We start from the raw sequence: 25,344 nt of genomic DNA, 5'->3' as shown, positions 1-25,344 counted from the left end.
TGACGCAACTCTTTTTTGGCGTCAGTCTCGGTAAGGCCGAAGGCGGCATGTGCCCGCCGTTGGTCAATCCCCATTACCGGAGCTGAGGTCAAAACAATGAAAATCTACGAGTCCAAGGTCGCCCCCAATCCCCGTCGCGTACGCATGTTCCTGGCCGAGAAAGGCCTGTTGGATCAGGTGGCGTTTGAAGAGCTGGATCTTCAGGGCGGTGACAACCTGACCCCGGAATTCGCCGCCAAGAACCCGATGAAGAAGGTTCCGGTACTGGAACTGGATGATGGCACCTGCATCGCCGAAACCATGGCCATCTGTCGCTACTTTGAGGAACTGCATCCGGAACCGCCGCTGATGGGCCGCGATCCGCTGGAGAAGGCCCACATTGAACAGTGGCTGCGGTGGATCGAGTTTGGTTTCTTCCTGCCCACCGGCATGTGTTTCCAGCACACCAGCGGCTATTTCAAGGATCGGATGAACCCGATCAAGGAATGGGGCGAGGAGTGCCGTACCGCGGTGGAGAAGTTCTTCCACTTCCTCAACAAACATCTGGAAGGTCGTGACTACATCTGTGGCGAGCACTTCAGTGCCGCCGACATCAACGCCTTCACCACCGTCGACTTCAACAAGGTGAACCGCCTGCGTATCCAGCCCGAGCAGACCCATCTGCAGGCCTGGTACGACCGTATCAACAGCCGCGATTCGGCCCGGGTTTAAGGAGAGGGCCATGCTGGATCTGTACACATCACCCACCCCCAATGGCTACAAGGTGACGGTGGCACTGGAGGAAATGGGACTGGACTACAACCTGATCCCGGTGGACCTGGCCAAGGGCGAGCAGAAGCAGGAAAGCTTCCTGGCGCTGAACCCCAATGGTCGTATTCCGGTGCTGGTGGACCGGGACGCCGACGATTTCGTGGTGTTCGAATCCGGCGCCATTCTGGTCTACCTGGGGGAAAAGACCGGCCAGTTCTACCCCTCCGATCCCCGGGTCCGCTCCCGGGCCCTGCAGTGGCTGATGTTCCAGATGGGCGGCGTTGGTCCGATGATGGGGCAGGCCAATGTGTTCTACCGCTACTTCCCGGAGACCATCCAGCCCGCCATCGACCGCTACCAGCACGAGTGCCGGCGGTTGTTTGAAGTACTGGACCGGCGCCTGGGAGAAGCCCCCTACCTGGCGGGCGACGAACTCACCATTGCCGACTTTGCCAACTGGGCCTGGGTGCGTACCTACAGCTGGTCCGGCGTGTCGGTGGAGGGGCTCGGTCATCTGCAACGCTGGCTCGACGAACTGTCGGCCCGCCCCGGCTGCCAGGCGGGGGTGCGCAAGCCCGAGCGCCTGCAGGCATCCGACAAACTGGTGGCTGCGGCGCAAACCATGGTGACGCGCTGACGTGGTTGTGAGTCCTGGAGGGCATCCCCTGGGACAGCCGTGCTGACTTGCAGATGCGCTGACAAACGGTAATCATTCCGGGTTTTAACCGGACAAGGAGACCCCGATGCCAGCAAAGCACGCCCTGGTGGCAACCGCCGACGCCAGCCGTTACCTCAAGCGGCTGTGCCGCCACTTCAGTCACAAGGTGGACGTCACCTGGGGCGACCACCAGGGCGATGTGGCGTTCGCCATGGGCCAGTGTCGCCTGGAAGCCCGCGACGAGGGACTGTCGATCCACTGCCAGGCCGGCGACGAGGCCGCGCTGGAGCAGGTGGGGCAGATCGTGGCGGTGCATCTGGAAGGCTTCGCCCGCAATGAAACCCTGACCGTGGTCTGGACCGCTGCCTGAAACGGTGGTGGTCAGGCCGAGCCGGCGGCCGTGGTGAGTGGGCGGTCGGCGGCAATCACCCGGCTGGGGCGAAAGCGCGCCAGGCACGCCAGCGCCAGTACGAAGGTCAGCCACTCCGCCAGCGGCAGGGCCAGCAACAGCGGCCATTGCGGCAGCCACCACCCCAGTACCAGCAGCAGTGCCGCTGGCAGGACCAGACTGCGGGACAGGGCAATGGCGGCGGAGGGTAACGGCTGGTGCATGGCGGTCAGATAGACCGACACCAGTACGTTAAAGCCGTTGACCACGAACAGCGGCCACAGCACCGCCAGGAAGTCGGTCGCCAGATTGCCGGCTTGGACGTCGCTGGGGGCCAGGAACAGTGTGATCAGGCTGTCGGCAAACAGCCACAGGGCCAGCAACAGTAGCACGCTGAGGCCACCGATGGTGGTGGCACCACTGATCATGAAGCGGCGGATACGGTCGGCCTGGCCCGCCCCGAGGTTATGGCTCACCAGCACGTTCATGGCATCGGCAATGCCGTAAAACACCATCAGGCTGAGAAAGATCAGGTAGTTCACCACGGTGAACGCCGCTACGCCGTCGACCCCGTGCTGCCGCATCAGCAGCCAGTTGATCAACAGCATCACCACCCCCACCGAGGCTTCGTTGATCCACTCCGAAACCCCATTGTAGGCCGCCCGACCCAGGCGTCCCCAGCCCTGGCGCGGCAGCGACAGGCGCAGGCGATGGTCTCCACGGAAGTAGTTCATCAGCACCAGCAGTTGCAGCACGGCCGCCACGGCGGTGGCAATGGCCGCGCCCGACAATCCCAGATCGAAGCCGGCGACCAGCACCATGTCCAGCACGATGTTGGTGCCGGCGCCCACCGCCAGGGCCAGGGTGGCGAGCCCCGGGTAGCCATCCACCCGCACGAAGTAGTACAGCACCACGCCACTGATCTGAATCACTAGCCCCCAGGTGATGATGCGAAAGTAGCTCTGCATCAGCGGAAACAGCTCGGGGTCGGCCCCGAGTGCTCGGAACAGGGGCTCTTCCAGGCTGAGCGACAGCACCGCCGCCACCAGCCCCAGGGCCACCGTCGCCAGCAGGCACTGGCTGAATAGGGTGGCAGCCTGGTCCGGCTGTTGTTGCCCGAGGAACTTGCCCGCCATCACCGTGCCGCCAATGGCGAGCATCAGGGCGAGTCCGAACAGCAGGGTAAAATAGGGAATCAGCAGGTTCAGAGCCGCCAGTGCCTCGGCGCCGGCGAAGTTGCCGATGAACAGGCCGTCCACGATGTTGGCGGTGGTCAACGCCAGTAACCCCGCCACCGACGGCAGGGCATAGCGGAAGAAGGTTGGCCACACCGGGCCGGACAGCACAGGGTTATCGGTTGGCGAAGTGTTCACGGCAGTCTCTGGTGTCCTGTCTGGTTAATTCGTTAACTGACTGCTTGTCTCTGAGGGTTCTGACCAAGGCGCCGCTGTGCCGATGTGGTGGTTCCACATCAAACAGTGGCAACACAGGCTCAGAGCCCTCAGGGACAAGCCCTTCGGGAGCCACTGACAACCCGAATAGCGTCGTTGTACTGTCTCGATTTGGAACCACCAAACCGTCACCAGCACGCCTAGCTCTTCGGGTTGTCAGTGGCTCAGTAAGTCAACGAATTAACCAAACCGGACACTAGGGATGGTGTTGGTGGCGCTTATGCTGGCAGCCGAGCGGGTTTTGGGAATAGGCGAATGCCGCAGCCCCGGGCCGGCAGCGGCGGCCAACCCGAGGTGGGGGGCGAAAAGGTCCTAGAAAAACAGCTTCCGCAGTTTGGTGCCGGGGTCTGCCGCGCGCATGAACGATTCCCCGACCAGGAAGCCGTGGATGCCCTGGTCAGTCATCGCGGTGACGTCATCCCGGGTGAGGATGCCACTCTCGGTCACCGTCAGCCGCTCAGCGGGAATCCGGCTGTGGAGATCGAAGGTGGTGTCCAGCGACACCTCAAAGGTGTGCAGGTTGCGGTTGTTGATGCCCACCAGCGGCGTGGTCAGGGTGAGGGCATCATCCAGCTCTTCGCCATCGTGCACTTCCACCAGCACGTCCAGGCCAATCTCGTGGGCAATGCCCTCGAGTTCCTGCATCTGGTCCCGGGTCAGGCAGGCGGCGATCAGCAGGATGCAGTCCGCGCCAAGAGCGCGGCTTTCGTACACCTGGTAGGGCGCCACCATGAAGTCCTTGCGGATCACCGGCAGGTCGCAGGCGTTGCGGGCAGCCACCATATAATCCTCATGGCCCTGGAAGAAGTCCCGGTCGGTGAGCACCGACAGGCAGGCGGCGCCGGCGCCGGCGTAGCTCTCGGCAATGGCGGGGGGATCAAACGGGTCCCGCAGGATGCCCTTGCTGGGTGAAGCTTTCTTGATTTCGGCGATCACCGCCGGCTGACGGGCCTCGATCCGCGACCGCATCGCGGATACAAATCCCCGTGCGGGCGGTTGGTCACCTGCGCGGGCCTGCAGGTCAGTCAGCGGCGCGCGGGGTTTGCGTTCGTCGATTTCCTGCCATTTGCGCTCCACGATCTTGCGCAGAATGGTGGGGGTCCGGTCGTTGTGTCGATTGGTCATTGGCTGTTGCCGTCAAAGCAGTGTGAGAAGTCGGCCAGCTCGGACAGTTTGCCGGCCGCCAGGCCGCTGCCGATGGCATCCAGGGCCAGGTCGACGCCTTCCTTCATGGTACGGGCTAGGCCGGCCACGTAGATGGCGGCGCCGGCGTTGAGGGCGATCATATCGCGGGCCTTCTCGGCCATGTCATCATGGCCGCGGCCGAAGGCGGCGCGGATCAGCTTCAGTGACTCGTCCGAGGTGGCGACATCCAGGCCCACCAGCGACTGGCTGGCGATGCCGAGTTCTTCCGGGGTGATGGCGAACTCCCGAATCTCGCCGTCCTTGAGTTCCGCCACGTAAGTCTGGCTGGCCAGGCTGATCTCATCCAGTCCGTCTTTGGAGTGCACCACCAGAATGTGCTCGCTGCCCAGTGTCTTGAGCACTTCCGCCATTGGCCGGCACAGTTCCTGAGTGAATACCCCGATCAGCTGGCGTTTGACCCCGGCCGGGTTGGTCATCGGGCCCAGGATGTTGAAGATGGTGCGCATACCCAGTTCCCGACGGGGACCGATGGCGTGCTTCATGGCACCGTGATGGGCCGGCGCGAACATGAAGCCGACGCCGATCTCTTCGACGCAGCGGGCCACCTGTTCCGGAGCCATGTTGAGGTTGATGCCGGCTTTTTCCAGCAGATCGGCGCTGCCACTCTTGGACGACACCGCCCGGTTGCCATGCTTGGCCACGTAACCGCCGGCGGCGGCCACCACGAAGGAGGCGGCGCTGGAGACGTTGAACAGGTTGGCGCCGTCGCCGCCGGTACCGACGATGTCGACCAGAGGATCAGCGTTGATGGTGACCCCAGTGGCCAGCTCCCGCATTACCTCTGTGGCACCAGTGATCTCTTCGATGGTCTCGCTCTTGATCCGCAGTCCCATCAGCAGGGCACCGATCTGGGCATCGGTAGCTTCTCCCTTCATCACGATGCGCATCACGTCTTTCATCTCTTCCCGGTTCAGATCCAGGTTGGCGACGATGCGGTTGAGGGCTTGCTTGATATCCATGAGTCGCTCTCTTGTGGTCGGTTCGTATCGGGTGGGCTGTTGGGGCGCGGCCGCTTGCAGCGCCTGACGATCAGCTGCGTAAAAAATTCCGCAGCAGTTCGTGGCCCTGCTCGGTCATGATCGATTCCGGGTGGAACTGTACACCTTCAATGGGCAGGGCCTTGTGGCGAACGCCCATGATCTCTTCCATCGAGCCGTCGTCGTTGCGGGTCCAGGCGGTTACTTCCAGGCACTCCGGCAGGCTGTCCTGCGCGATCACCAGACTGTGATAACGGGTGGTCTGAAGCGGGTTGTTGAGGCCGCGGAACACGCCGCTGTCGTTGTGGTACACCTTTGATACCTTGCCATGCATGACCTGGCCGGCTCGCACCACCTTGCCTCCGAACACCTGGCCGATGGACTGGTGCCCGAGGCAGATACCGAGGATCGGCAGCCTGCCGGCAAAGTGGCGAATGGCCTCCATCGAGATACCGGCCTCGTTGGGAGTACAGGGGCCGGGGGAAATCACCAGTCGCTCAGGCTCCAGGGCCTCGATCTGTTCGATGGTGATCTCATCGTTGCGATGCACCTGAACGTCCGCCCCCAGCTCCGCCAGGTACTGCACCACGTTGTAGGTGAAGCTGTCGTAGTTGTCGATCATCAGCAGCATGGCGGTCACATCCTTTGGCGTTGGTCTGGGGGCGCTGTCACGTCTCTTGCGTAGTCGGGCATTATTGCAGCCGAGGGGGGAGGGGACAATAACGACTCGCCGGGGTGAAAACTGATCAGCCTGGCCGGCCCCGGGTATTTTATCCCGATTCGGGTAGTGGGCCCGGAGGCGGACGGCGACAATCGGCGGCCGTGTCCAACCCCGTTTCTGTGCCTGGATGAACGTCGCCATGCTTTCCTGCTGTCACCTGTTTCGCTTTCGTGATTTCTCTGCCCTGCAGTCATTGGGCCTTGTCCTGGCGCTCTGGCTTCTGCTGGCTGGGGCCCTGCGGGCGGACGGGGCCTATCCGGTGGTGGTGAAAGATGACCGTCCGGCGCCGGTGACCTTTACCCGGGCGCCGCTGACGGTGGCCGCCATCTCGGCGTTTGGAGCCGATGTGATGGCGGCGCTGGGGCAACCGGTGCAGGGGGTGTCGACGCTCAATCACCGGCGTCCGGCCTACCTGGGCGAGCGGGTGGCTGCGATGGTGGACCTTGGTGAGGTGCATGAGCCGAATCTGGAGCGGCTGACCGAACTCAGTCCGGACCTGGTGATTGGTCTGCGGCAGTACACCGAGCCCTTCGAGCGCAAGTTTGAGGAAATCGGCCAGTTCCTGGCGTTCGACCTGATGACCTACGAGGATTCCGACCGGGCGGTGGTGGCGGTGGCTCGGGCCCTGGGTGACGAAGCCCGGGGGCAGGCGCTGAACGCGGCCTTTGCCGACGACGTGGCCGAGCTGGCCGATGCCGCCCCGGGCGGTGTTTCGGCGCTGCTGATCTGGCACTGGGCGGATACTCTCTACGCCTTCTACGACCATCACCTGAGCACCACCTTGATGAACCGACTGCAGGTCACCAATGCCATGGGACCTACGCCAACACCCGAGTTCAAGAAACCGGATGCCGGTGTGCTGACCATGGAGCAACTGCTGCGTCTGAACCCGGATGTGATCCTGTCGTTCACCGGCGACGACCGTCCGGTGAGCCGGCATCCGGTGTGGCAGCGGCTGGACGCGGTGCGCAACAATCGGGTGTTCCGGGTCAGCGACCAGTACGTGATGCCTCACGGGCCAATCGCCCGGGAGCTGGTACTGCGGGAAATGGCCCATCTGTTCTATCCGGAACGTTTTGCCGCTCCGGCCGACCTGCCAGCCGCCGCCCGTGCCCGGCCGCTGACCTTCGTTTCGCGCTGACACCGTGGAGTTGGATAACCGGGAACTGAGCTGCCGGGCCACCGTGCTGGCGCTGTTTTGTCTGTTGCTGGCGGCCGCGGCCACCCTGATCTCACTCGCCTGGGGCGAGCGTTGGCTGGCCCCGCAACAGGTATTGCAGGCGTTACGGGACAGCGGCGACGGGGTTGATGGCTTTGTGGTCCAGCAACTGCGGCTGCCACGGGCGGTGACTGCCGTACTGGTGGGCGCTGCGCTGGGTATGGCTGGCACCCTGGTACAGTCGATTACCCGCAATCCTCTGGGGACCCCGGATCTGATGGGGGTCAGTGCCGGGGCCTCCTTTGCCATCGTTCTGGGCTATCTGGTGCTGGGCTTGCCGCCCGCCACGCTGTTGCCACTGGGAACCGCTGGTGGCTTTGCCGCCGGGCTGCTGACGTTTGCGGTGGCCTGGCAGACCCGACTGAACCCGACCTACCTGCTGCTTGCCGGCATGAGCATCGCCTTGTTCTTCTTTGCGGCCATCACCTTGTTGCTGGTGACGGCCGATACCGGCGCCAATGGCATCTACTACTGGCTGACCGGCAGCCTGATGAACCGCACCTGGGACCATGTCCACCAGCTCTACCCGCTGGTGGTGCCGGGGCTGGTGCTGGGTATGGCGTTTGCCCGGGTCCTGGATCTGCTGACCCTGGACGAGCTGACCACCGCGGCTGTGGGCCTGCCAGTGCAGCGCTGGCGGCTGGTTCTGGGGTTGCTGGCGGTGGTGCTGACGGCCGCCACCGTGGCGGTAGCCGGTCCCATCGGTTTTGTTGGCCTGGTGGCGCCCCATCTGGTGCGCCTGGCTCTCCGGCGGAGCGCTGGTGGGGCCTTGCCCCATCGCTGGCTGCTGCCGCTGTCGGCGTTGACTGGCGCCGCGCTGGTGGCGCTGGCGGATTGTGTCGCCCGGCTGGTTGGGGTGCCGGTGGGTATTCTGTGTGTGTTGCTGGGCGGGCCGTTGCTGGTGCTGCTGGTGCGTCGACAGGGCGGGGCGGGCTGATGGCGGCGGCGAATGCTGAAACGGTGGTGGCAGAACGCGGCGGCACCGTCCGCCGATGGCCCGCGCTGGCGATGCTGGTGGTGATGTTGTTGGCGTTGGTGCTGGCGTCTTTGCGCCTGGGAACGGTCGCGCTGGACTGGGGCACGTTGTATCGGGGCATGGTGTCGGCAAACCCGGCGGACTTCCCGGTACTGTGGAACCTCCGGCTGCCGCGGACCTTGCTGGCGGTGGTGGTGGGGGCGCAGTTTGCTCTGTCCGGGTTGATCCTGCAGCGGGTGATCCGCAACCCGCTGGCCGATCCCGGTGTGGTTGGGGTCTCCGGAGGTGCCGGGCTGGCGGTGGTGATCCTGTTGTTGCTCTCCGACCTGCTGCCGGGCGTGGCCGCCGGTGTCGGGCTTGCCGGTCTGCCCTGGGCGGCCCTGGTGGGTGGTCTGATGGTGGCGGCGCTGGTGCTGGCGCTGGCCTGGCGCAATGGCTTGGCACCGGCGCGACTGGCACTGACCGGGATTGCCGTAGGCGCGGTGTTGAACGCGGCGGTGATGTGGGTGGTGGTGGTCTGGGGTGGCAGCCGCACCGAAACCACGCTGATGTGGCTGGCCGGCAGTCTGTATGGCCGCGATTTCAGCCACCTGTGGTTGCTGTTGCCGTGGACCCTGGCCGGCCTGCTGGCACTGTTGCCGGCGCTCAAGCCGCTGTCGTTGCTGCGCTTTGGTGACCATCAGGCCCAGACCCTGGGGCTGGCCGTGCAACGCTGGCGGCTGCTGGCGCTGGCGGTGGCCGTCGTGCTGGCAGCCAGTGCCGTCGCCGTGGCCGGGCCCATGGGGTTTGTCGGGCTGATTGTGCCGCACTTGGCCAGGCTGCTGGCGCGAGGGTCCTTTGCTGCCCAGGTGCCGGTGTGCCTGTTGCTGGGCGGTGTCCTGACCCTGGCGGCGGATATCGTCGGGCGTACCCTGGCCAGCCCGCTGGAGCTACCCGCCGGGGCGCTCACCACGCTGCTGGGTATTCCGGTGCTGTTGTACCTGTTGATCAAACAAGGCGGAAGATCGTGATGACCCTGAGTGCCGAAAGGCTGGTGCTGGGATACCGTGGGCCGGCATCGCCGCGGACCATTGTGCCGGAGCTGTCCCTCTCCCTGTCACGGGGAGCAATCCATTGTCTGGTGGGCCCCAATGGCTGCGGCAAATCAACCCTGCTCAAGGCCCTGGCAGGGGTGCTGACGCCGCTGTCTGGCCGGGTGTGCCTGGAGGGGCGTGAGCTGGCGCAGTGGGGCCATCGGCCCCTGGCCCGGCGGCTGGCATTGCTGCCCCAGAACCCGGAGGCTCCGGAGGACATAACCGTTCGCCAGTTGGTCGCCCACGGCCGCTTCGCCCATCAGGGCCTGTTTGGGCGCAGCAGTGCTGCTGACCGTGCCGCAGTGGCAGACGCGCTGGCGCTGACGGGCATGGCCGGGCTGCAGAACCGCGAGTTCCAGGCCCTGTCCGGGGGCGAGCGGCAGCGGGCCTGGGTGGCCCTGGCTCTGGCGCAGCAGGCCGACTACCTGTTGTTGGATGAACCCACCACTTTCCTCGATATCGGCCATCAGCTGGAGGTGCTTTCGTTGTTGCGACAGCTCAATCGCGACCGGGGGCTGACGGTGGCGATGGTGCTGCATGATCTCAATCAGGCCAGCGAATACGCCGACCGGTTGCTGGTGATGGACCAGGGACGCCTGCAGGCCGATGGCAGGCCGGCGGAAGTGCTGACGCCGGCGTTGTTGCGGCGGGTGTTTGGCATTGAGGCGGCGTGGGTGATGCAGCAGCACGATGGCCGCCGGCATCCCCAGATGATGGCTCGGCTGCCAGCGCAGGAACGAGCGACGGAAACGGGGGACGCCGACGTTTTCGGGTAGTGGTTGATTGGTGACTGGCACAGAATGAAGGCAAATGAGACGCATTCGCCAATCAAGTTGAAGGAGTCCTGTGATGTTGCGACTGTCCCACCGGTCAGCTCTGGCCGGAACTGCCAACCCCGCCTCTAACGCCCTGTGCAAACTCAAGTCCCGGGCGCCGTCGTCCGGTTTGACCCGGTCGCGTAACGCGCTGGCGGACAGCTGGCTGGGTTGGGGCGCGGCGGCAGGCCTTGGGCTGGCTCCCCTGACCTCGTTGGCGGCGCCGGCTGCGGCACCGCTGGCACTGGAACCGATTACCGTAACCGCGGAGAAGCGCCAGGCGGAGGTGATGGACGTCAGTGGCAGCGTGTCCGCCAGGAGCGGCGAGGAGCTGGCGGACGCCGAAGTGGAGAGCCTGGAGGAGCTGGGCCAGCAGGTGCCGAACCTGCATGTCTTCACCTGGGGAGGCAGTCGCGAAAGCAACATTTTTATTCGCGGCATCGGCCCCGGGTTGTTTACCGACCAGACCGTGGGCTTCTACGTCGATGGCGTCAATTACACCAGCAACGGCATGTTCGACCTGGAGTTGATGGACATCGAGCGGGTCGAGGTGCTGCGGGGGCCCCAGGGCACCCTGTACGGTGGCAATTCCCTTGGCGGCATCATCAACATCGTCACCCGGCCACCCGGGAACACAGCGACGGGGCGCCTGTCGCTGTCCGCGGATAATCTGGACCGGCACAAGCTGGGTCTGCAGGGCAGTGTGCCGCTGATCCGTGACGAGCTGTTCGCCAGTGTCAGCCTGTCGGCCACCGATGACGATGGCCACCTCACCAACATCCATACCGGCGAGGACTATGGCGAAACCCGCGAGGCCAGTGCCCGGGTGAAGCTGCGCTGGCAGCCATCTCACGATCTTGAAGCCGATCTGATTCTGGACTATGACCGTCGCCGGGGCGATTCCTACGCTCTTGGTACCGCCGACTTTATCAAGCGAAATCCGGACAAGGTCGACCACAACATGCACGGCAAGGACGATCAGGACTCCAGGGGCGCCTCGTTGTCGATCAGCCGTCAGTTCGATGCTGGAACCCTGACCGCCATTACTGGCTGGCGGGACTGGGAGACCCTCAACTCCGCCGACCAGGACGCCGGCAGTAATCCTGACTATACCCACCATTCAACGTCGGATGAGAGCCAGAACCAGTTGTCCCAGGAAGTGCGCTGGGCGTCCGGTGGCGAGACCGAGCTGAGCTGGCTGGCGGGGCTTTATGCCTATCGCAGCGAGTACCACGTGGATGGTGTGAATGTACTGGACTATACCGCGTTCGGTATGGGTGGCCCCTACCGCGACCTCACCGATGCCAGCAAGAACAACAGCGGTCAGGCGGTGTTTGGTCAGTTGGATTATCGGGTCGGTGAGCGTCTGAGCCTCTCCGCCGGCCTGCGTCTGGACCGGGAGAAGCGTGAGGCGGATATCCGCACCCAGCTTGAGAGCGGCGCCAGTGTCCATATCCAGGGCGACAAGCATTTCAATCAATGGCTGCCGAAACTTGGCGCCTCGTGGACGCTGAGTGACGGGTTGCTCTACGGCAGTGTCAGCCGTGGCTATCGCGCCGGCGGCTTCGACTATCTCTATCCCAGTGAGGACGACCCGACGTACGACTCCGAAACCAGCACCAACTACGAGCTGGGCTATAAGTCGAGTTTTCTCTCCGGTGCCCTGGAGTTGAGCACCGCCCTGTTCTACATCGAGATCGATGATCAGCAGGTGCAGCAGCTGGTGCCGCAGACTGGCAAGATTCTGACCGACAACGCCGGCAAGGGCCGCAGTCAGGGCGTGGAGTTTGAGACTCGCTATCGTCCGGCACCTGGCTGGCTGGTCAGTGCCAGTGGCAGTTACACCGACGCCGAATACGTCCGATACCAGGGCTGCGATTTCTCCGGTGTCAGTGCCAACTGCAATGGCAACAAGATGGTCAATACTCCGGAGCTGACCGCGAATCTGGCGGTGCAGCACCGTCGTCCGCTGACCGATGGTCTGGACCTGTTCGCCCGTGCCGACGTGCAGTACATTGGCGACTATTACTTCGACAGCCAGAATCACTTCGAACAGGACGCCTACAGCCTGCTGAACCTCAAGGCCGGAGTGGAATCGGAGCATTGGGAGGCCTACGCCTGGATCAAGAACGCCGGTGATGAATACTACTCGCGGGTGGAGTTCGACTTTGGTGCCGGCCACACCGTGGAAGCCGGTGACCCGCGCCGGTTTGGGATCAGTCTGGCCGCCCGCTTCTAATGTCGGGTTAGTTGAGAATGATAGGCGTTAACAATTGGTGTCGGGTCTGGTAGCCTATTGGCTGCCCGGTCTGCGGGCAGCCATGGACCCACCCACTGCCCGTTGCGATGCCGTTGCCATGTCCGTCACCACTGAACACCCGAATCGAGAGTTGCCGTTCTTTTCGGAAACCCGCCAGGAAATCCAGCCCGGGCTGACGGTGGCGCTGACCGATTACGCCGCCCAGGACGCCGTATCGGGCTCGATGGAGTCGCCCGGTGACAGTGAGTTCATCCACCTCAACTGCATTCTGGAGGGGCGCTTTCAGGCCTGCATCCGCGATGTCCGGATGCAGTATGGCGGTGGCGATCTCAGCATGGGGTACTCGGACGGCGAAGTGTTCAGCATGCCGGTGGGGCAGCGGTTCCGCAATCTGGCGGTGATGGCGACCCCCGACAAACTCTGGGAGCTGGCCGGTGACGAGCTGACGGTACTGCGACTGGCCGATCGTCCGCGGTTCTTCGTCCGCAATGCCGGTTACCACCTGGATGTGGCGCGCCAGGCTGAGCAACTGGCCATCCGGCTCAGCCAGGGAGGCGACAGCCGCCTGCGCCTGCACGCCGCGGTGCTGAACTATCTGCACTGGTTGCTGAGCGCTTTCCGCGAGCCGGCGGCGGCCGTTACCACCATCAGCGAGCGGGACCGGCGCCGGCTGTATCTGGCCCGCGACCGGCTGTTGAGTGATCTCAGCCAGCCGCCAACGCTGGCGGAATTGGCCAGTGAGACCGGACTCAACCAGTACAAACTCAAGAATGGCTTCCGGGCGTTGTTTGGCACCAGCGTCTACGCCCTGTTCCAGCAACAGCGGATGCAGGCGGCCAGAGCGCTGCTGCGGCGTCATAACGTGACCGAAACCGCGGTGATGATGGGCTACAGCAACGTCAGCCACTTCAGCGCGGCCTTTCGCAAGCAGTTTGGGGTCCTGCCCCGGGACCTGCGCGGGTAACCGGAGACTCCCTTGCAGCGCGTCCCGTGCCGTGAACAACCAGGAGAACCCCGTGACCCCGGACGGTCCTTTCATCAACTGTGAGATGGCGGCCATCGCCGATCTCTACGAACAGTACCCCCTCGATCGCCAGTCCTGGTTGCGGGTGTTCGATTACACCACCCGGCGAGGCCTGCGACTGCAGGAGCGGGTGCCCGCCGGTTGTTACGTCAGCATCATGGGGCACAGCGATGCCCTGGGCGGTGACTACCCGGAGGTTCCCTCCAGTTTTTACCGCAATCGCTGCCTGGTGGCGGTGCTGCCGGAGGATTACCGGGACCACGTGGTCTTGCCGGCGGGGGGGCGCCTGCAGGCGATCCAGCTGTACTTCCCGCTTTCTGACCACAACATGTCACGGTTGTGCCAGTCCGCCTCCAGCCCCGGCCTGGAGAGATTCCGCGAACTCTCCGCCGGCTGGCTGACGCCGCTGACCGGGGCGCTGGCCGGGGCCGCCGAGGCGATCTGGCAGTGCCCATTGCGGGGTGAAGCCAGGCACTTGTGGATGAAGGCCAAGGCGCTGGAAATCCTCGCTCTGCTGATGGCTGATCCAGGCGAGCCGGCGCTGGTGGACCGGGCCTGCGGGCTGATCCGACAGGATCTGTCGCAGACCTGGTCAATCACCGCGCTCGCCCGGGCCCTGGGTACCAACGACTGCTACCTCAAACAGGCCTTCCGCAGCGAGCTGGGTCTGGGCGTGGCTGCCTGGACTCAGCAGCAGCGGATGCAGCGGGCCCGGCGTGAGCTGGCCCATACCGATTGCACCATCACCGATCTGGCCCTGTCTCTGGGCTACCGCCACAGTGGTCACTTCGCCCGGGTATTCCGGCGTCACACCGGCCTCAGCCCCAGCCACTACCGCCAACACCGACAGTCCGGCCATCGCTGACCGGGAGAATTCCCGATCGTGATGATCTGGTTCCCGAAGGTGCAGGCGGCAAGGTGATCGATTGCGAATAATTCCCACTTTTGGCGGGAGAATTGGCAATGAACCTGACCCATGACATGTCCAGCAGCCAGGCTCTGGTGACGATCCTGCGGGGGGAGCCGCGGCGTCTGCCCGTGGCCCTGGCGCTGGCGTTACTGGCCTCACTGGTGGAGCTGGTGCCCTGGGTGGCACTGTGGCTGGCGGCCCGCGCGGTGATGATCGGTGAACCGGTGCTGGGCTATGGCCTGGTGGCGGGGGGCGCCATCGTGCTGCGCTATCTGTTGTTCACCGCGGGGGTTTGGCAGGTGCATCTGGCGGCCTACGGCATCATCCAGCGGGTGCGGGCCTCTCTGGTGACGAGCCTGGCCCGAATGCCGGTCAGTCGGCTGCGGGACTTTCACCGTGGTGACCTGGAAAAACGCGTCATCACAGACACTCAGGCACTGGAACCGCTGATTGCCCACCACGGTGTGGACATTATCAACGGCGTCATCATGCCACTGCTGCTGACTGCTCTGCTGTTTGTCATTGACTGGCGCCTGGGACTGGTGGCCCTGGCACCGCTGCCACTGGCGTTACTGATTCAGGTGGTGATGATGCGGGGTTTTACGGAGCGCCAGGCCCATTACAACGACATTGTGGCTCGCATGCATGAGGCCCAACTGGAGTTCCTGCGCAGCATCGGTGTGATGAAGCTGTACGGGGTGGATGCCGATTCGTTCCGTCAGCTGGATCGCGCGATGGCGAGCCATCACGGCATGACCGCGGACTACATCCGCCAGCTCATTGGTGCCTGGGTCGGTTTCGTGACGGTGGCTCAGGCGTCGCTGTTCTTTCTGGTGCCGCTGGCGATCGTGTTGATGGTTGCCGGTACCCTGTCACTGGCGGACGGGGTGGTGGCGGCGATGATCGCCGCAGGCATGCTCAAGCCCTGGCTGGCACTGACCCAACTGATCGGGCAGGTGTCCGAGACTTTTGTGGCGGTGGGCCGCTTGCTGTCGCTGTGCCCGCAGCAGGAAGTCACCACCGGGCATCTGGACGAACCCCTGCAGCGCCTGGCCTGCCGTGATCTGAGCCTGTCCCGGGGTGGCCGATCGCTGTTCCGGGGGCTGTCGCTGTCGGTGGCGCCAGGACAACGGGTGGTGCTGCAGGGCGCCTCCGGTGGTGGCAAGAGTTCGCTGCTGGAGCTGCTGTCCGGTCAGTTGGTGGCGGATCAGGGCGACTGGCTGCTCAACGGCCACGCCATCCGGCCCCTCTCTGACGAGTGCCGGGCCCGCTACGTTGCCAGCGCCAGCCAGCAGGCGTTCTTCTTTGTCGGTTCGATTGCCGACAACCTGCGGCTTGCCTGTCCCCGCCAGCATGAGAGTGAACTCTGGCGGGTGCTTGAGGTGGTCCGGCTGGCGGGGCTGGTGCGGGCGTTGCCGGCGCAGCTGGACACCGACATGGGGGAGACCCGCCGCAGCTTCAGCGGTGGCGAGCTGCAACGGCTGGCAATCGCCCGGGCCCTGCTGGCCAACACCCCGATTCTGATCCTCGACGAGGCGACCTCTCACCTCGACAACCGCACCGAGCGGGAGGTCCTGGCAGGTGTCAGGGACTACGACCCGTCGCAGATCCAGCTGGTGATCAGTCACCGGCCCCAGGCAGTGCGCACGGCGGACCAGGTATGGACACTGACGGATGGCGAACTGACGGTGACGGAGGGCAAGAGCGATGACTAAGGTGCAGTTTCTGCTGGCGCACAGTGGGGCGTCCCAGCGCCAGTTCTGGTTAGGCATCGTCGGACGCATGGGCGCCGATCTGGTGCCCATGGTGCCGTGGTTGATGCTGTTTGGTTACGTGTTGTCGGGACACACGCTGTCGGGGCCGGCGCTGGTGGCGGTAGCCGCGGTGGCACTGGCGGCCCAGTGGCTGCTGGGGCTGACGGCCCGGCAGAGTTTTACCGGTGCCTACCAGCTCAGCCACAGCCTGCGTCGCCAGCTGCTGCTGGACATTCGTCGCCAGCCCCTGGCAGCGCTGACCGGCAAGGGGCTGGGGGAGCGTATTCGCCTGATGACCAGCGATCTGAAGCAGTTTGAGGACATTCTCAGCCACCTGGTGGCCGAAGCCGCGGGAGCGGTGGTGGTGCCGCTGGCAATGGCGATTGTGGTTTGGCTGGTGAGCCCGGCGCTGGGCGCCCTGCTGACCGCCAGCCTGATGGTCAACCTGATGCTGCTGCCGGTGCTTGAACGGCGTTTCATGGCGGCGGCCGCGACCAGCCATCGCCACGGCATCGAGGGTGCCAACGAGTTGCTGGAGTTCATCGAGGGGTTGCCGACGCTGAAGGCGTTTGGTCGCACCGAGCGACTGGCCGCGCCTCTGCAGCAGCGGCTGTGCCAGATTCGCGATGCCGGTTTGGATCTGGAGTGGGCTGCCGGCACCGGCGTAATGTTGGTAACTTGCCTGCTGGAGCTGACCCTGCCGCTGGTGATGGTGGTCGGCGGTGTGCTGCTGGCTGGGGACGCCCTGACGCCTGAAGCCTGGCTGGTGGTGGCAGCGGCCACGGTGGCCTGTATCCGGCCGCTGGCCAGCCTGACCATCTTCACCGCGCTGATCCGCTTCTTCCTGAGCGCCACCGCCCGGCTCCATGGTCTGGCCACGGCGCCGCGCCAGCCCCAGCTGGGCCAGGCACCGCAGGGCACGGATCTGGCCCTGGAGGGCGTGAGTCTGAGTCTTGACGGCCAGCCGGTGTTGCAGGACATCAACCTGACGGTGGAGGCCGGCGAACACCTGGCCCTGGTCGGTCCCAGCGGTGCCGGCAAGAGCAGCCTGCTGCATGTGATTGCCGGTTTCCACGCCATCGATCACGGAGAGGTTCGTCTGGGAGGGCTGACATTGGCGCGACTGGGCACCGATCAGCTGTATCGCAACCTGTCGTACGTCACCCAGGATGTGCAGCTGTTCGCCGGCAGCCTGCGGGACAATCTGATGATTGCCAATCCGCAGGCCAGCGCCTCAGCCCTGGCGCAGGCGGTGGCCGATGCCGGCCTGGATGAGGTGGTGGCACGCCTGCCCGAAGGCCTCGACGGCATGCTGGGGGAGAACGGCCAGACCCTGTCCGGCGGCGAGCGCCAGCGGGTCAGTATTGCTCGGGCGCTGTTGCGGGACGCTCCGGTGGTGTTGCTGGACGAGGTCACCTCAGCGCTGGATCAGCGTCGCCAGGAGGCTGTGCTGAGGGCAATCCGGCGACTGTGTGAGGGCAAGACGGTGATCACCGTTGCCCATCGTCTGGACACCATTGTCGATGTTGACCGGATCTGTGTACTGGAGCAGGGCAGGTTGGTGCAGCAGGGCCGGCATACCGACCTGCTGGCCGACAGCGCCACCTACCAGGCGCTGTGGCAGGCGGCGGATTAGCTGGGTTACCGGGTGGCTCAGTGATCGAAATCGTTCAGGGTCATCGCCACCGCCCGGAAGATGGCGCGGCCCTTGTTCATGGTTTCTTTCCACTCCAGCCGCGGCACCGAGTAGCGCCCAACTCGGTAAGTTGTTCAGGGGGCATGGCGTTATACTGGCTGAGTAGTCGGCGAGGGGATGACGAACTTTGGCTTGATGATCCGTGCCGGCTGTCGCTGTAACAAACCCTGCCGTACAAGCTTTAAGGGCGGCAGTAACCACTTATTACAGGTGGGGCTGTGCCTGGTTTTTTCCATTACTGCTGGTTATTGAGCCAAAAAGCTACCCGCAAACAGAAAACAATTGTTGTTTTGTGGTCCTGTAATTAAGTGTTGAGTGATGTTGTTGGTCAGTGTTGTTGGGCGCCAGTGGTTCACCGGGCGCCCCATCACTCGTGATTACCGGAGAACAGACCACCAGAACACGCGACCGATGACGCGGATGTTTTCGTCGATCACATCCTGTGCGGTGTATTCCTCCGGCTGATGTTCGGTGGCGTTCTGGCTGACGATTCGGATGCCGCCGCCAGGTTTGCGGTGGAGGAACTTCACTCTCAGCATGCCGTTATGATCGATGGCGTAGATCTCCCCGTCGCGAATCTCGGTGTCCGCGGTGTTAACGCCAACTGTTGTGCCATCGGGCATCACTGGCTCCATGCTGTTGCCTTTCACGAAGGCGCAAGCGGCATTCTCGGGTGACACGTGCGCACGTCGTAGTGTGGACTTTGCAAACCGCAACTTTGCTCCATGATTCTCCATAACCTGTGTCGCGCCGGCTCCGGCGGCAAGCTCAACCTCTCTGAAAAGTGGAAGTTCTACTTCATCAGCATCCAGCGGAGTGTGACTGTCCCAGGCATCCATGTGCCCAATGAACTCCAGCTCATCCGCTGTGCGCTGCCTGCTGTTGATATGCGTGACCGTGGTACTGGGTCTGGTTTCCCGCTCCATGGGCCCTTCTCCGCTGGTCAGCCACTCCAGGCTGACGGCAAGCGTTCGTGCCAGTTCGGCAGCCTTGGTGGATTGGCGACTGTCTCGCGTTTCCAGGGCGCCGATTGCTGCCTGGGTCATGCCCACCTGCTGAGCCAGTTGGCCCTGGGTTAACCCTGCTCTGAGTCGGGCCTGCTTGAGTCTCTGCCCTAGTGCCATGTTGGGATTCTCCTGTTGATCATGCCTGCAACTTACAACAGCTGTAGTGGCCTTTCAACAACAATCGTTGACATCCGCTACAACTTTTGTTGTCATGGTGTTGTTGGCCATGGAGAGAGCTATGACAAGCAAAGTGATTATACGGGTGGCTGAGGTCATCGGTGAGCTGACGCAATTGACTGCTCGCGACGATGCCAGGCTGCCTTTGTGGTTGCCGCCTATGACCTGCGTCCAGGTCTTCCCTTCGATTCCCTTCACTGTGTTTCTGAGAAATACCCTCGTGAGAGTGTTCTGACGTTTTGGTCAGGATTCGCTTCATCACTGCACACGACACAAAGGAGAGGGTATGAGCTTTAAAGCAATGGCCTGGGCCTCAGGTCAGCGATTGCCAGCGGCGAAGAAAAGCCTGTTGTACACCGTGGCCAATTTTGCCGGCCCGGATGGTCGTTTCTGGCCGAGCTACCAGCGTCTGGCAGACGATGCGGGTTTGTCCCGGCGGTCGGTCATGAAGTTCATGGCCGAGTTTGAAGCGGCGGGTATGGTACGGAAGGTTCGCCGCCGCAAGGGCAACGGCGAATCAGACACCAACCTGTTCCTGTTGGTTATCGACAATGATCACGGTGCCATGGCGGCACCGGCCAGGGCAACCCGTTCACCAGATGGCGATGGGGATTCACCAGGGGAAGTGAATGGTGGCCACCCGGGGGAGGCACCGGGTGCACCCAAAACGGTCACTGAACCTGTCAGACAACCAGTGAGAAAAACGGAGAGCGGAAAGCTGGAACTGGATCTGTCGTCATTGCCGGAAGGTGTGAGTCAGGAGTTGGTTCAAGCGTTCATCGAGCATCGAAAGAGCCTGCGGGCACCATTGTCACAACGGGCATTGGCGCTGTGTCTGGGGGCCGCGGAAACCGCCCCGACCTATGGGCTAACGCCAACGGAGGTCATTGAGGAAACGATCATGAATGGCTGGCGAAAACCGGAGCCGGCTTGGGTCGCGCGTCGTCGCAGCCCAGGCGGTTCGCCGAGGGGTGGTCAGGAGGCGTCGTCGGGAGGCAATGGCCCTCGCCGTCGCGCCATGCCGGTACCGGCGCGAGTGGAACGTCGCAGTCGAGCAGAAGGAGAGTCGGTATGAGTCTGGAGGCTGAACAAGGGGTGTTGTATGGCGTTCTGGTCAACAACGCCTGCATGCAGGAATGCGATCTGGAGCCATATGAGTTCAGTCGCTGGCAGCATCAGGAAATCTTTGCGGTGCTAAAGGAGTTGGTTGGCGCTGGTGATGTCGCCGATGTGGTGACCGTGTGCGAGCGCCTCGAGCGGCGGGTGCCGGGGCAGCAGCTTCTGCCGTACCTGAACACGATTCTGAGTGAGGGTGTTTGCCCTGCTGGCATCCGGGCCTACAGCGAGATTGTTCGATCTGCCCATCGCAAGGCCCAGGCGCTGGCTATCGCTGAGGAACTGCGGAAGGGCTTGTTGGACGGTGGCGGGGCTGACCTGGTGGATGTCGCCATTCGGCAGTTGATGGCCCTCAATGCTTTGGGGCGGAACTATGACCGGGACATGAGCCGTGTGATGGCGGCCGGTCAGCGCATGATCGATCAGGTTGTCGAGGCCGATGGGCTGGTGGGAATCTCAACAGGGCTTGCGGACCTGGATGACAGTTTGGGCGGTTTTCACAAGACCGACCTGGTTGTGATTGGTGCCCGGCCCGCTATGGGTAAAACCGCTCTGTTGCTGAATTTGGCGCTGGCGGCCAATGCGCCGGTGGGGATTATTTCGGCGGAGCAGGGGCATGAGCAGATGGGGCTGCGTCTGATATCAGTGGACGGAAAGCTGGATAGCCAGAAGATCCGGACTGGCAATCTGGATGACAGCGACTGGCTCGCGCTTGGGCGGACCATTGACCGGCTCTCAGAAAAGCCGATTCGGCTGAATGACGAACCCGGCATTTGCATCAGCAAAGTGGTCCGGCAGGCAAGAGACTGGAAGTTCAAGTACGGCATCAAGGCGCTGTACGTGGATTACCTGCAGAAGATTCGTACCAGCGATCGCCAGCAAAAGCGCTACGAACAGGTGGGCGAAGTGGCCGGTTGTCTGAAAAACCTGGCGCGGGAGTTGGATATTCCCGTGATCGCCCTGGCCCAGGTTAACCGTGAGTGCGAGCGTCGTCCCAATAAACGTCCATTGAACTCAGACTTGGCCGATGCCTCGGAGATCGAGAAAGAAGCGGATGAAATTCTGTTTCTGTACCGGGATGAACTCTACCACCCGGATACGCCGGATCAGGGTATTGCCGAAATCGACATCTCAAAAAACCGCCATGGCCCGGTTGGGACAGTGCGAGTGGCTTTCCGTGGCCAGTTCATGAGATTCGAACAGCTGCAGCCACCCCGGTATGACGAGCTTTACGGAGGTGCAGCATGATCCCCGGGAAACGGAACCAGTTACAACACAGCGCAGCAGGAGGCCGCAACGTGGTGCCAGCAAACGAACCGATCAACCCCATAGAACAGCGTATTTTCGAACTGCTTCAGGAGGAGGGGCCGCAATCCTGCCAGGCGGTGGCCGATGCGTTGGGGCTGAATCCCTTTGTGGTACATGGCTGGATGACAACCCTGTTGGAGGAGAACAGCATTCTGAAAGCAGCCGGCCTGTACTGTGTGCCGGAACCGGGGAATGGGCCTGCGGGAGGGAGTGTGGCCTAGCTTCGTCGATATAGGCGTGTTTGAACCATGTTCTTTCGAACTTTGATTGGGGGCTGTATGGCAAGAGTGAAAAAGAGTGCAGATCGAAAAGCGACAAGACAGGCTGCTGAGCAAGTGGTCGATCTGTTCCTGGAGCTTATTATGTCGTCCGATGAAGATGCTGGCTGGAGAGGAGGGTCAGTGCTTGGGATGATAGTGGACTTTCAAGGTGACTTGCCTCGTTCCAGTGTAAAAAAAAATGTTGATCGAGTTTGGCAGCAATGTTCGTTGCTAAATGATTGGACGGCATCTCATAAAGCAGCTTATACCGTTATGCAGCGTTTGACTGATAAGCAGCGAGAGGCGCTTTGTATGGATCGGGCATATCGAGGCAGAACCCGAGTGGCCATTGATCCTTTCAATCCAGAGCAGCCCGTCGAGTTATATTGGGATGATGACCAGTGTGCTAACGTTCTGGGCTGCTCAAAGAATGCTTTTAAATGTAGAATCTCGAAAGCTTATGAACGACTTGAAAATGAGTTCTCAAAAAGTGCAGTTCAGGGTTAAGTAAGGGTTGCGCTCCCGACATTTTCAGGTATAATTATTTCCATGATCAAGAAACCCGCGATGCTTTGCCGTATCTGCGGGTTTTTTTGTGCATGAAACTTGGTCGTGAGTCTGATCATTGCATCTTCAATCAACAGAATGATCCGAGATTTAACGGTGTTGAAGAAGGGCTTTGTCTGGCTCAATTTAAATTGATTTTATTACCCGCTATGGCGGGTTTTTTTATGCCCGAAATATGAGTATACATTCGAAGCAGTTAAGAGAGGCCATTGTTCGGCCGACTCTGAATTCATTGCAGTTGTATTCCAAGTCGGCAGAAGAGTTGTTGATGCTAACGGCAGCGGCAGAATCTCACTGTGGTGAGTTCCTGTTGCAGATTGAAGGTCCCGCGTTGGGAATCTATCAGATGGAGCCGAATACTCACGATGATATTTGGAAAAATTATCTTTCTTTCCGTCCTAATTTGGCTTCCAGGGTGATGCAGCAAGGTGAAGGTGCTCGCAATCTTATCGGTAATCTATATTACGCCACTGCAATGGCAAGGGTTCATTATCTCAGGATTCCAAAACCATTGCCTGACGCCCATGATACGTTGGCACTTGCGAATTACTGGAAGGCTCATTACAACACTGAAATGGGGTCAGGGCGGTGTGCTGAAGCTATCGGGAAGTACGAAAAATATGCATTCTTAAAATAAGCTCAAACTAACCAGGAGTTGTAAATTTGTATGCCCGAGAAACTGATTGCTGAGATATTTTCAAAGGTTATTGAGTATAAGGATGCCTTCGTTGCGATTATCGCTGCAGTGATTGGTGGCGGTATTGCCTACCTTCAAGAGGTCAGGCTGGGAAACCAGGAGTGGGCCTGGTCAGCTTTTTTTCTGGCATTAGCAAGCTCTGGCTTTATTGGGTGGGTTACTTACTTTCTGGGTATTGAGTTATTGGGTTGGTCCAATACGTTGTCAGCCGTTGTTGGGGCGATGGTTGGTCATATAGGGGCGGATAAAGTGAAAGCCAAGCTTTCGCAAGCAATTTTAAACAGGATCGAATAGTGCTTTTGGATATCTTTTCTAGGAAAAGCATTATATATATTTTTCTGGGAGTTTTGGGAACTCTATCTGTTCTAGTAGGGAGTGTGCTTTGGCTGCTGTCTGATCGTGATGGCTTGGTTTCGGAGATTGAAACGGCCAGATCATCGCTCAGGCAATCATTGGTTTCCAATCAGGAGAGCCAAATTGCATTGGAAAAACTAAGTGCAGAGTTGCGCTTTCGAAATCAGGAAGCAGAGAGACGGATTCTTTCAGAGAAAGAGCGTAGTAAACGACTTGCAAATGTGACTGATCGGTTACGTGAGGAGTTGCGAAATGCCCGTTGCAGTGGTGACGATTACCTTTGGCCTGATTCTGTTTTTGAGCGGATGCGCAGAAACACAGTATCTGACAAAAACAAAAGTCATTCGTCTGAACGTTCCCACAGAGTACCTGATTACCCGAGAAATACCGGGGCCAAGCCGAAGAATTGACGAATGCCCGGTTTGGGGTGAACAGCTTAAATCCATCATTCTTGCTTGCCAGGAAGATAAACAGGCAATTATTGAGTGGTCAAAGTCACACGCCAATTGAAGCAATATAGTTTATAACGATATAGGTCCTACATGAGCCAAGAACCAGTCGCCCAGCTTGTATTAGAGAAACTTCGAGCACTGATTGGCGATATTAGCCCAGATAACGGTTTTTTAAGCAACATATTTCAAGTGCTGGAGGATGATCCAAAACTGTTTCTGGATCAACAGCTTCCGATGCCACTCGTGGGTATCAAGAATACCTCTGACCAATCCCTTCGTCAGGTCCACGGAACCTCAAACCATTCCCGAACATTCACCGTGGTTGCGTATGTCGAACGAGGGCAAGACGGCCAATCCCGTCAGAACCGACTGTTACAAGATATTTACAGAACCTTTTACCGGCCAGACAGCATAGAGCTGGACGGCACCTCAATCGCCATCAAGACGGGCCCTGCCCAGCTTGATGACGTCAATCTGGGCACGGACTTGCTGCCCATTTACCTACCTATAACCGTGACCTTTACGGAACGGAACTGGAGATAAGCATGAGCTATCAAGACAAAGGCCTGATTTTTGCCGGCAACATCTACATTGCCAATGTGGAGAACGGTGTTGTCGGTGACTTCATTGGCCCAATCAACACCACCCGATTTGAACTGACCCCGCCAAAACCTGAGGCCAAAACCCGTATCAGTCGTGAGCGGGATTCCTATGGCCAGGCGCTGGATACGGTCAACCTCCCAGGAGAAGCCCCACGAGTTGCTATTGATTTCGACTCTCTCGCTTCCAGCACGCTGGCTGATGCCCTGGCCGGAAAGGCAGAAGACTATGAAGCCGCTGTCCAGAGTGTATCCGCTGAGCCGATCACCCTGGCTGAAGGTGTGTGGCAAAAGCTGCCGTATCCGCATGTTGATGAGACATCGGTCACTGTCACCAAGGACTCAGACAGCACCGTACTTACTCTGGGAACAGATTTCGAGCTGGAGCCGGTGACCGGCCTGATTCGAGCACTGAATAGTGAGGCAGCAGAGGCGGTAACGGTAGATTTCGATACCCTGGCTTCCAAGGGCCAACGCTATCTCGGCGCAACCGATCTGACCAAACGGCGGCAGATCCTGATGGATGGTAAGAACCTCGTCACGAACAAGCCGGCTTACGTCACTGTCTACGAGGCGGCGTTCTCCGCGAACCAGGCCGTTAACCTCCTTTCCCAGGAATTCATCACTGGCACTCTGGAGGGCAACATGGTCACGCCTACCGGCAAAAATGCGCCGTTCGAAGTTGTGATTGAAGAATGAGCGTCCGGGTAGGTTCCCTGCCCGTTTTTTCACCCCTACCAGGTTATCCAGCAGGAGGTTCTTTTGTCCAAGACCGCAAGTGGAAGTATCGATAAAGCGAACAACGACCTTGTTCAGGTTGTGCTGAAAAGGACGCACCGACACAAGGGCATTGTGCATCAGGCTGGGGCGGTGCTTGAGTTACCGAAATCGATTGTGGAACGGCTCACTATTCGGGAGGTGGTGTAAGG

Annotated in this window: 27 protein-coding genes; 22 read left to right on the top strand and 5 right to left on the bottom strand. The window is 61.2% G+C overall.

The genetic code is table 11. The annotated features are described in order from the left end of the window. Positions 1-96: 96 nt before the first annotated feature. The 3 genes from MLD24_RS08875 to MLD24_RS08865 all read left to right on the top strand — a co-directional run bounded on the left by MLD24_RS08875 (position 97) and on the right by MLD24_RS08865 (position 1,778). Positions 97-711, top strand: a complete 615-nt coding sequence (locus MLD24_RS08875) for a glutathione S-transferase family protein (protein ID WP_227173837.1) — start codon at positions 97-99, stop codon at positions 709-711. Positions 712-721: 10 nt separating this feature from the next. After that, positions 722-1,387: a glutathione S-transferase family protein gene (locus tag MLD24_RS08870; RefSeq protein ID WP_227173838.1), complete on the top strand. Its 666-nt coding sequence runs from the start codon at positions 722-724 to the stop codon at positions 1,385-1,387. A 106-nt stretch (positions 1,388-1,493) separates the two neighbouring features. After that, the gene (locus MLD24_RS08865; RefSeq protein WP_248166270.1) at positions 1,494-1,778 is read left to right on the top strand and encodes a DUF2218 domain-containing protein; all 285 of its coding nucleotides are present in this window, start codon (positions 1,494-1,496) and stop codon (positions 1,776-1,778) included. An 11-nt stretch (positions 1,779-1,789) separates the two neighbouring features. On the opposite strand, the gene MLD24_RS08860 is transcribed toward MLD24_RS08865, so the two are convergent. The 4 genes from MLD24_RS08860 to MLD24_RS08845 all read right to left on the bottom strand — a co-directional run bounded on the left by MLD24_RS08860 (position 1,790) and on the right by MLD24_RS08845 (position 6,061). Next, on the bottom strand, positions 1,790-3,169 hold the full coding sequence (locus MLD24_RS08860) for an MATE family efflux transporter (protein ID WP_248166268.1): 1,380 nt from the start codon (positions 3,167-3,169) through the stop codon (positions 1,790-1,792). 390 nt (positions 3,170-3,559) lie between these two features. Beyond that, the gene (gene trpC, locus MLD24_RS08855; RefSeq protein ID WP_248166266.1) at positions 3,560-4,372 is read right to left on the bottom strand and encodes an indole-3-glycerol phosphate synthase TrpC; all 813 of its coding nucleotides are present in this window, start codon (positions 4,370-4,372) and stop codon (positions 3,560-3,562) included. Next, the gene (trpD, locus tag MLD24_RS08850; protein ID WP_248166264.1) at positions 4,369-5,412 is read right to left on the bottom strand and encodes an anthranilate phosphoribosyltransferase; all 1,044 of its coding nucleotides are present in this window, start codon (positions 5,410-5,412) and stop codon (positions 4,369-4,371) included. The genes trpC and trpD overlap by 4 nt, the downstream gene beginning before the upstream one ends. Positions 5,413-5,482: 70 nt before the next feature. Then, entirely contained in the window at positions 5,483-6,061 is a 579-nt protein-coding gene (locus tag MLD24_RS08845) for an aminodeoxychorismate/anthranilate synthase component II (protein ID WP_248166262.1), read from the bottom strand. A 229-nt stretch (positions 6,062-6,290) separates the two neighbouring features. Here MLD24_RS08845 and MLD24_RS08840 point away from each other — a divergent pair, with 229 nt between their 5' ends. The 9 genes from MLD24_RS08840 (at position 6,291) to MLD24_RS08800 (ending at position 17,818) form a co-directional block, all read left to right on the top strand. After that, entirely contained in the window at positions 6,291-7,292 is a 1,002-nt protein-coding gene (locus MLD24_RS08840; protein WP_248166260.1) for an ABC transporter substrate-binding protein, read from the top strand. A 4-nt stretch (positions 7,293-7,296) separates the two neighbouring features. Then, on the top strand, positions 7,297-8,307 hold the full coding sequence (locus tag MLD24_RS08835; protein WP_227173845.1) for a FecCD family ABC transporter permease: 1,011 nt from the start codon (positions 7,297-7,299) through the stop codon (positions 8,305-8,307). Further along, entirely contained in the window at positions 8,307-9,356 is a 1,050-nt protein-coding gene (locus tag MLD24_RS08830) for a FecCD family ABC transporter permease (protein ID WP_248166258.1), read from the top strand. The genes MLD24_RS08835 and MLD24_RS08830 overlap by 1 nt, the downstream gene beginning before the upstream one ends. Continuing rightward, a complete protein-coding gene (locus tag MLD24_RS08825) occupies positions 9,356-10,195 on the top strand; it encodes an ABC transporter ATP-binding protein (RefSeq protein ID WP_248166256.1) in 840 nt (279 codons plus the stop codon). The genes MLD24_RS08830 and MLD24_RS08825 overlap by 1 nt, the downstream gene beginning before the upstream one ends. A gap of 73 nt (positions 10,196-10,268) precedes the next feature. Next, entirely contained in the window at positions 10,269-12,473 is a 2,205-nt protein-coding gene (locus tag MLD24_RS08820; RefSeq protein ID WP_248166254.1) for a TonB-dependent receptor, read from the top strand. Positions 12,474-12,510: 37 nt separating this feature from the next. Continuing rightward, the gene (locus MLD24_RS08815; protein WP_248166252.1) at positions 12,511-13,458 is read left to right on the top strand and encodes a helix-turn-helix transcriptional regulator; all 948 of its coding nucleotides are present in this window, start codon (positions 12,511-12,513) and stop codon (positions 13,456-13,458) included. A 52-nt stretch (positions 13,459-13,510) separates the two neighbouring features. Further along, positions 13,511-14,383, top strand: coding sequence for a helix-turn-helix transcriptional regulator (locus tag MLD24_RS21660; RefSeq protein WP_248166250.1), 873 nt, complete (start codon positions 13,511-13,513; stop codon positions 14,381-14,383). Positions 14,384-14,481: 98 nt separating this feature from the next. Beyond that, positions 14,482-16,143, top strand: coding sequence for an ABC transporter ATP-binding protein (locus tag MLD24_RS08805; protein ID WP_248166248.1), 1,662 nt, complete (start codon positions 14,482-14,484; stop codon positions 16,141-16,143). Next, on the top strand, positions 16,136-17,818 hold the full coding sequence (locus tag MLD24_RS08800; RefSeq protein WP_248166245.1) for an ABC transporter ATP-binding protein: 1,683 nt from the start codon (positions 16,136-16,138) through the stop codon (positions 17,816-17,818). The genes MLD24_RS08805 and MLD24_RS08800 overlap by 8 nt, the downstream gene beginning before the upstream one ends. Before the next feature lie 437 nt (positions 17,819-18,255). Here MLD24_RS08800 and MLD24_RS08795 read toward each other — a convergent pair whose 3' ends face one another. After that, positions 18,256-19,002 carry a S24 family peptidase gene (locus MLD24_RS08795; protein WP_248166243.1) on the bottom strand — a complete coding sequence of 249 codons (747 nt, stop codon included), beginning with the start codon at positions 19,000-19,002 and terminating at the stop codon, positions 18,256-18,258. 346 nt (positions 19,003-19,348) lie between these two features. Between MLD24_RS08795 and MLD24_RS08790 the strand changes: the two genes are divergently transcribed. From MLD24_RS08790 to MLD24_RS21795, 10 genes are all read left to right on the top strand, one after another. Then, complete coding sequence (locus tag MLD24_RS08790; protein WP_248166241.1) at positions 19,349-20,137, top strand: helix-turn-helix domain-containing protein; 789 nt, start codon at positions 19,349-19,351, stop codon at positions 20,135-20,137. Then, the gene (locus MLD24_RS08785) at positions 20,134-21,426 is read left to right on the top strand and encodes a replicative DNA helicase (protein WP_248166239.1); all 1,293 of its coding nucleotides are present in this window, start codon (positions 20,134-20,136) and stop codon (positions 21,424-21,426) included. Before MLD24_RS08790 ends, MLD24_RS08785 begins: the two co-directional genes overlap by 4 nt. A gap of 53 nt (positions 21,427-21,479) precedes the next feature. Then, entirely contained in the window at positions 21,480-21,707 is a 228-nt protein-coding gene (locus tag MLD24_RS08780) for a hypothetical protein (protein ID WP_248166237.1), read from the top strand. Between the two features lie 57 nt (positions 21,708-21,764). After that, positions 21,765-22,253, top strand: coding sequence for a hypothetical protein (locus MLD24_RS08775; protein ID WP_248166236.1), 489 nt, complete (start codon positions 21,765-21,767; stop codon positions 22,251-22,253). 328 nt (positions 22,254-22,581) lie between these two features. Next, entirely contained in the window at positions 22,582-22,950 is a 369-nt protein-coding gene (locus MLD24_RS08770; RefSeq protein ID WP_248166234.1) for a hypothetical protein, read from the top strand. A gap of 30 nt (positions 22,951-22,980) precedes the next feature. Beyond that, the gene (locus MLD24_RS08765) at positions 22,981-23,304 is read left to right on the top strand and encodes a phage holin family protein (protein WP_248166232.1); all 324 of its coding nucleotides are present in this window, start codon (positions 22,981-22,983) and stop codon (positions 23,302-23,304) included. A 312-nt stretch (positions 23,305-23,616) separates the two neighbouring features. Then, on the top strand, positions 23,617-23,874 hold the full coding sequence (locus MLD24_RS08760; protein ID WP_248166230.1) for a hypothetical protein: 258 nt from the start codon (positions 23,617-23,619) through the stop codon (positions 23,872-23,874). Positions 23,875-23,906: 32 nt separating this feature from the next. After that, the gene (locus tag MLD24_RS08755) at positions 23,907-24,359 is read left to right on the top strand and encodes a hypothetical protein (protein ID WP_248166228.1); all 453 of its coding nucleotides are present in this window, start codon (positions 23,907-23,909) and stop codon (positions 24,357-24,359) included. Between the two features lie 2 nt (positions 24,360-24,361). Then, complete coding sequence (locus tag MLD24_RS08750; protein ID WP_248166226.1) at positions 24,362-25,114, top strand: phage tail tube protein; 753 nt, start codon at positions 24,362-24,364, stop codon at positions 25,112-25,114. Positions 25,115-25,234: 120 nt separating this feature from the next. After that, positions 25,235-25,342, top strand: a complete 108-nt coding sequence (locus MLD24_RS21795; protein ID WP_486341550.1) for a DUF7210 family protein — start codon at positions 25,235-25,237, stop codon at positions 25,340-25,342. The last annotated feature ends 2 nt before the right edge of the window (positions 25,343-25,344 follow it).

The organism is Marinobacter xestospongiae, assembly GCF_023156385.1.
In the GTDB taxonomy this organism is placed as follows: Bacteria; Pseudomonadota; Gammaproteobacteria; order Pseudomonadales; family Oleiphilaceae; genus Marinobacter; species Marinobacter xestospongiae.
The sequence above is the reverse complement of the archived record's forward strand: the minus strand, read 5'-3'. Positions and strand labels throughout refer to the sequence as shown.

Coding starts and splice junctions, on each gene's coding strand:
- MLD24_RS08875 (WP_227173837.1), top strand. CDS start 97: ATGAAAATCTACGAGTCCAAGGTCGCCCCCAATCCCCGTCGCGTACGC.
- MLD24_RS08870 (WP_227173838.1), top strand. CDS start 722: ATGCTGGATCTGTACACATCACCCACCCCCAATGGCTACAAGGTGACG.
- MLD24_RS08865 (WP_248166270.1), top strand. CDS start 1,494: ATGCCAGCAAAGCACGCCCTGGTGGCAACCGCCGACGCCAGCCGTTAC.
- trpC (WP_248166266.1), bottom strand. CDS start 4,372: ATGACCAATCGACACAACGACCGGACCCCCACCATTCTGCGCAAGATC.
- trpD (WP_248166264.1), bottom strand. CDS start 5,412: ATGGATATCAAGCAAGCCCTCAACCGCATCGTCGCCAACCTGGATCTG.
- MLD24_RS08845 (WP_248166262.1), bottom strand. CDS start 6,061: ATGCTGCTGATGATCGACAACTACGACAGCTTCACCTACAACGTGGTG.
- MLD24_RS08840 (WP_248166260.1), top strand. CDS start 6,291: ATGCTTTCCTGCTGTCACCTGTTTCGCTTTCGTGATTTCTCTGCCCTG.
- MLD24_RS08830 (WP_248166258.1), top strand. CDS start 8,307: ATGGCGGCGGCGAATGCTGAAACGGTGGTGGCAGAACGCGGCGGCACC.
- MLD24_RS08825 (WP_248166256.1), top strand. CDS start 9,356: ATGACCCTGAGTGCCGAAAGGCTGGTGCTGGGATACCGTGGGCCGGCA.
- MLD24_RS08820 (WP_248166254.1), top strand. CDS start 10,269: ATGTTGCGACTGTCCCACCGGTCAGCTCTGGCCGGAACTGCCAACCCC.
- MLD24_RS08805 (WP_248166248.1), top strand. CDS start 14,482: ATGAACCTGACCCATGACATGTCCAGCAGCCAGGCTCTGGTGACGATC.
- MLD24_RS08800 (WP_248166245.1), top strand. CDS start 16,136: ATGACTAAGGTGCAGTTTCTGCTGGCGCACAGTGGGGCGTCCCAGCGC.
- MLD24_RS08795 (WP_248166243.1), bottom strand. CDS start 19,002: ATGGCACTAGGGCAGAGACTCAAGCAGGCCCGACTCAGAGCAGGGTTA.
- MLD24_RS08790 (WP_248166241.1), top strand. CDS start 19,349: ATGAGCTTTAAAGCAATGGCCTGGGCCTCAGGTCAGCGATTGCCAGCG.
- MLD24_RS08785 (WP_248166239.1), top strand. CDS start 20,134: ATGAGTCTGGAGGCTGAACAAGGGGTGTTGTATGGCGTTCTGGTCAAC.
- MLD24_RS08775 (WP_248166236.1), top strand. CDS start 21,765: ATGGCAAGAGTGAAAAAGAGTGCAGATCGAAAAGCGACAAGACAGGCT.
- MLD24_RS08770 (WP_248166234.1), top strand. CDS start 22,582: ATGCTAACGGCAGCGGCAGAATCTCACTGTGGTGAGTTCCTGTTGCAG.
- MLD24_RS08765 (WP_248166232.1), top strand. CDS start 22,981: ATGCCCGAGAAACTGATTGCTGAGATATTTTCAAAGGTTATTGAGTAT.
- MLD24_RS08760 (WP_248166230.1), top strand. CDS start 23,617: ATGCCCGTTGCAGTGGTGACGATTACCTTTGGCCTGATTCTGTTTTTG.
- MLD24_RS08755 (WP_248166228.1), top strand. CDS start 23,907: ATGAGCCAAGAACCAGTCGCCCAGCTTGTATTAGAGAAACTTCGAGCA.
- MLD24_RS08750 (WP_248166226.1), top strand. CDS start 24,362: ATGAGCTATCAAGACAAAGGCCTGATTTTTGCCGGCAACATCTACATT.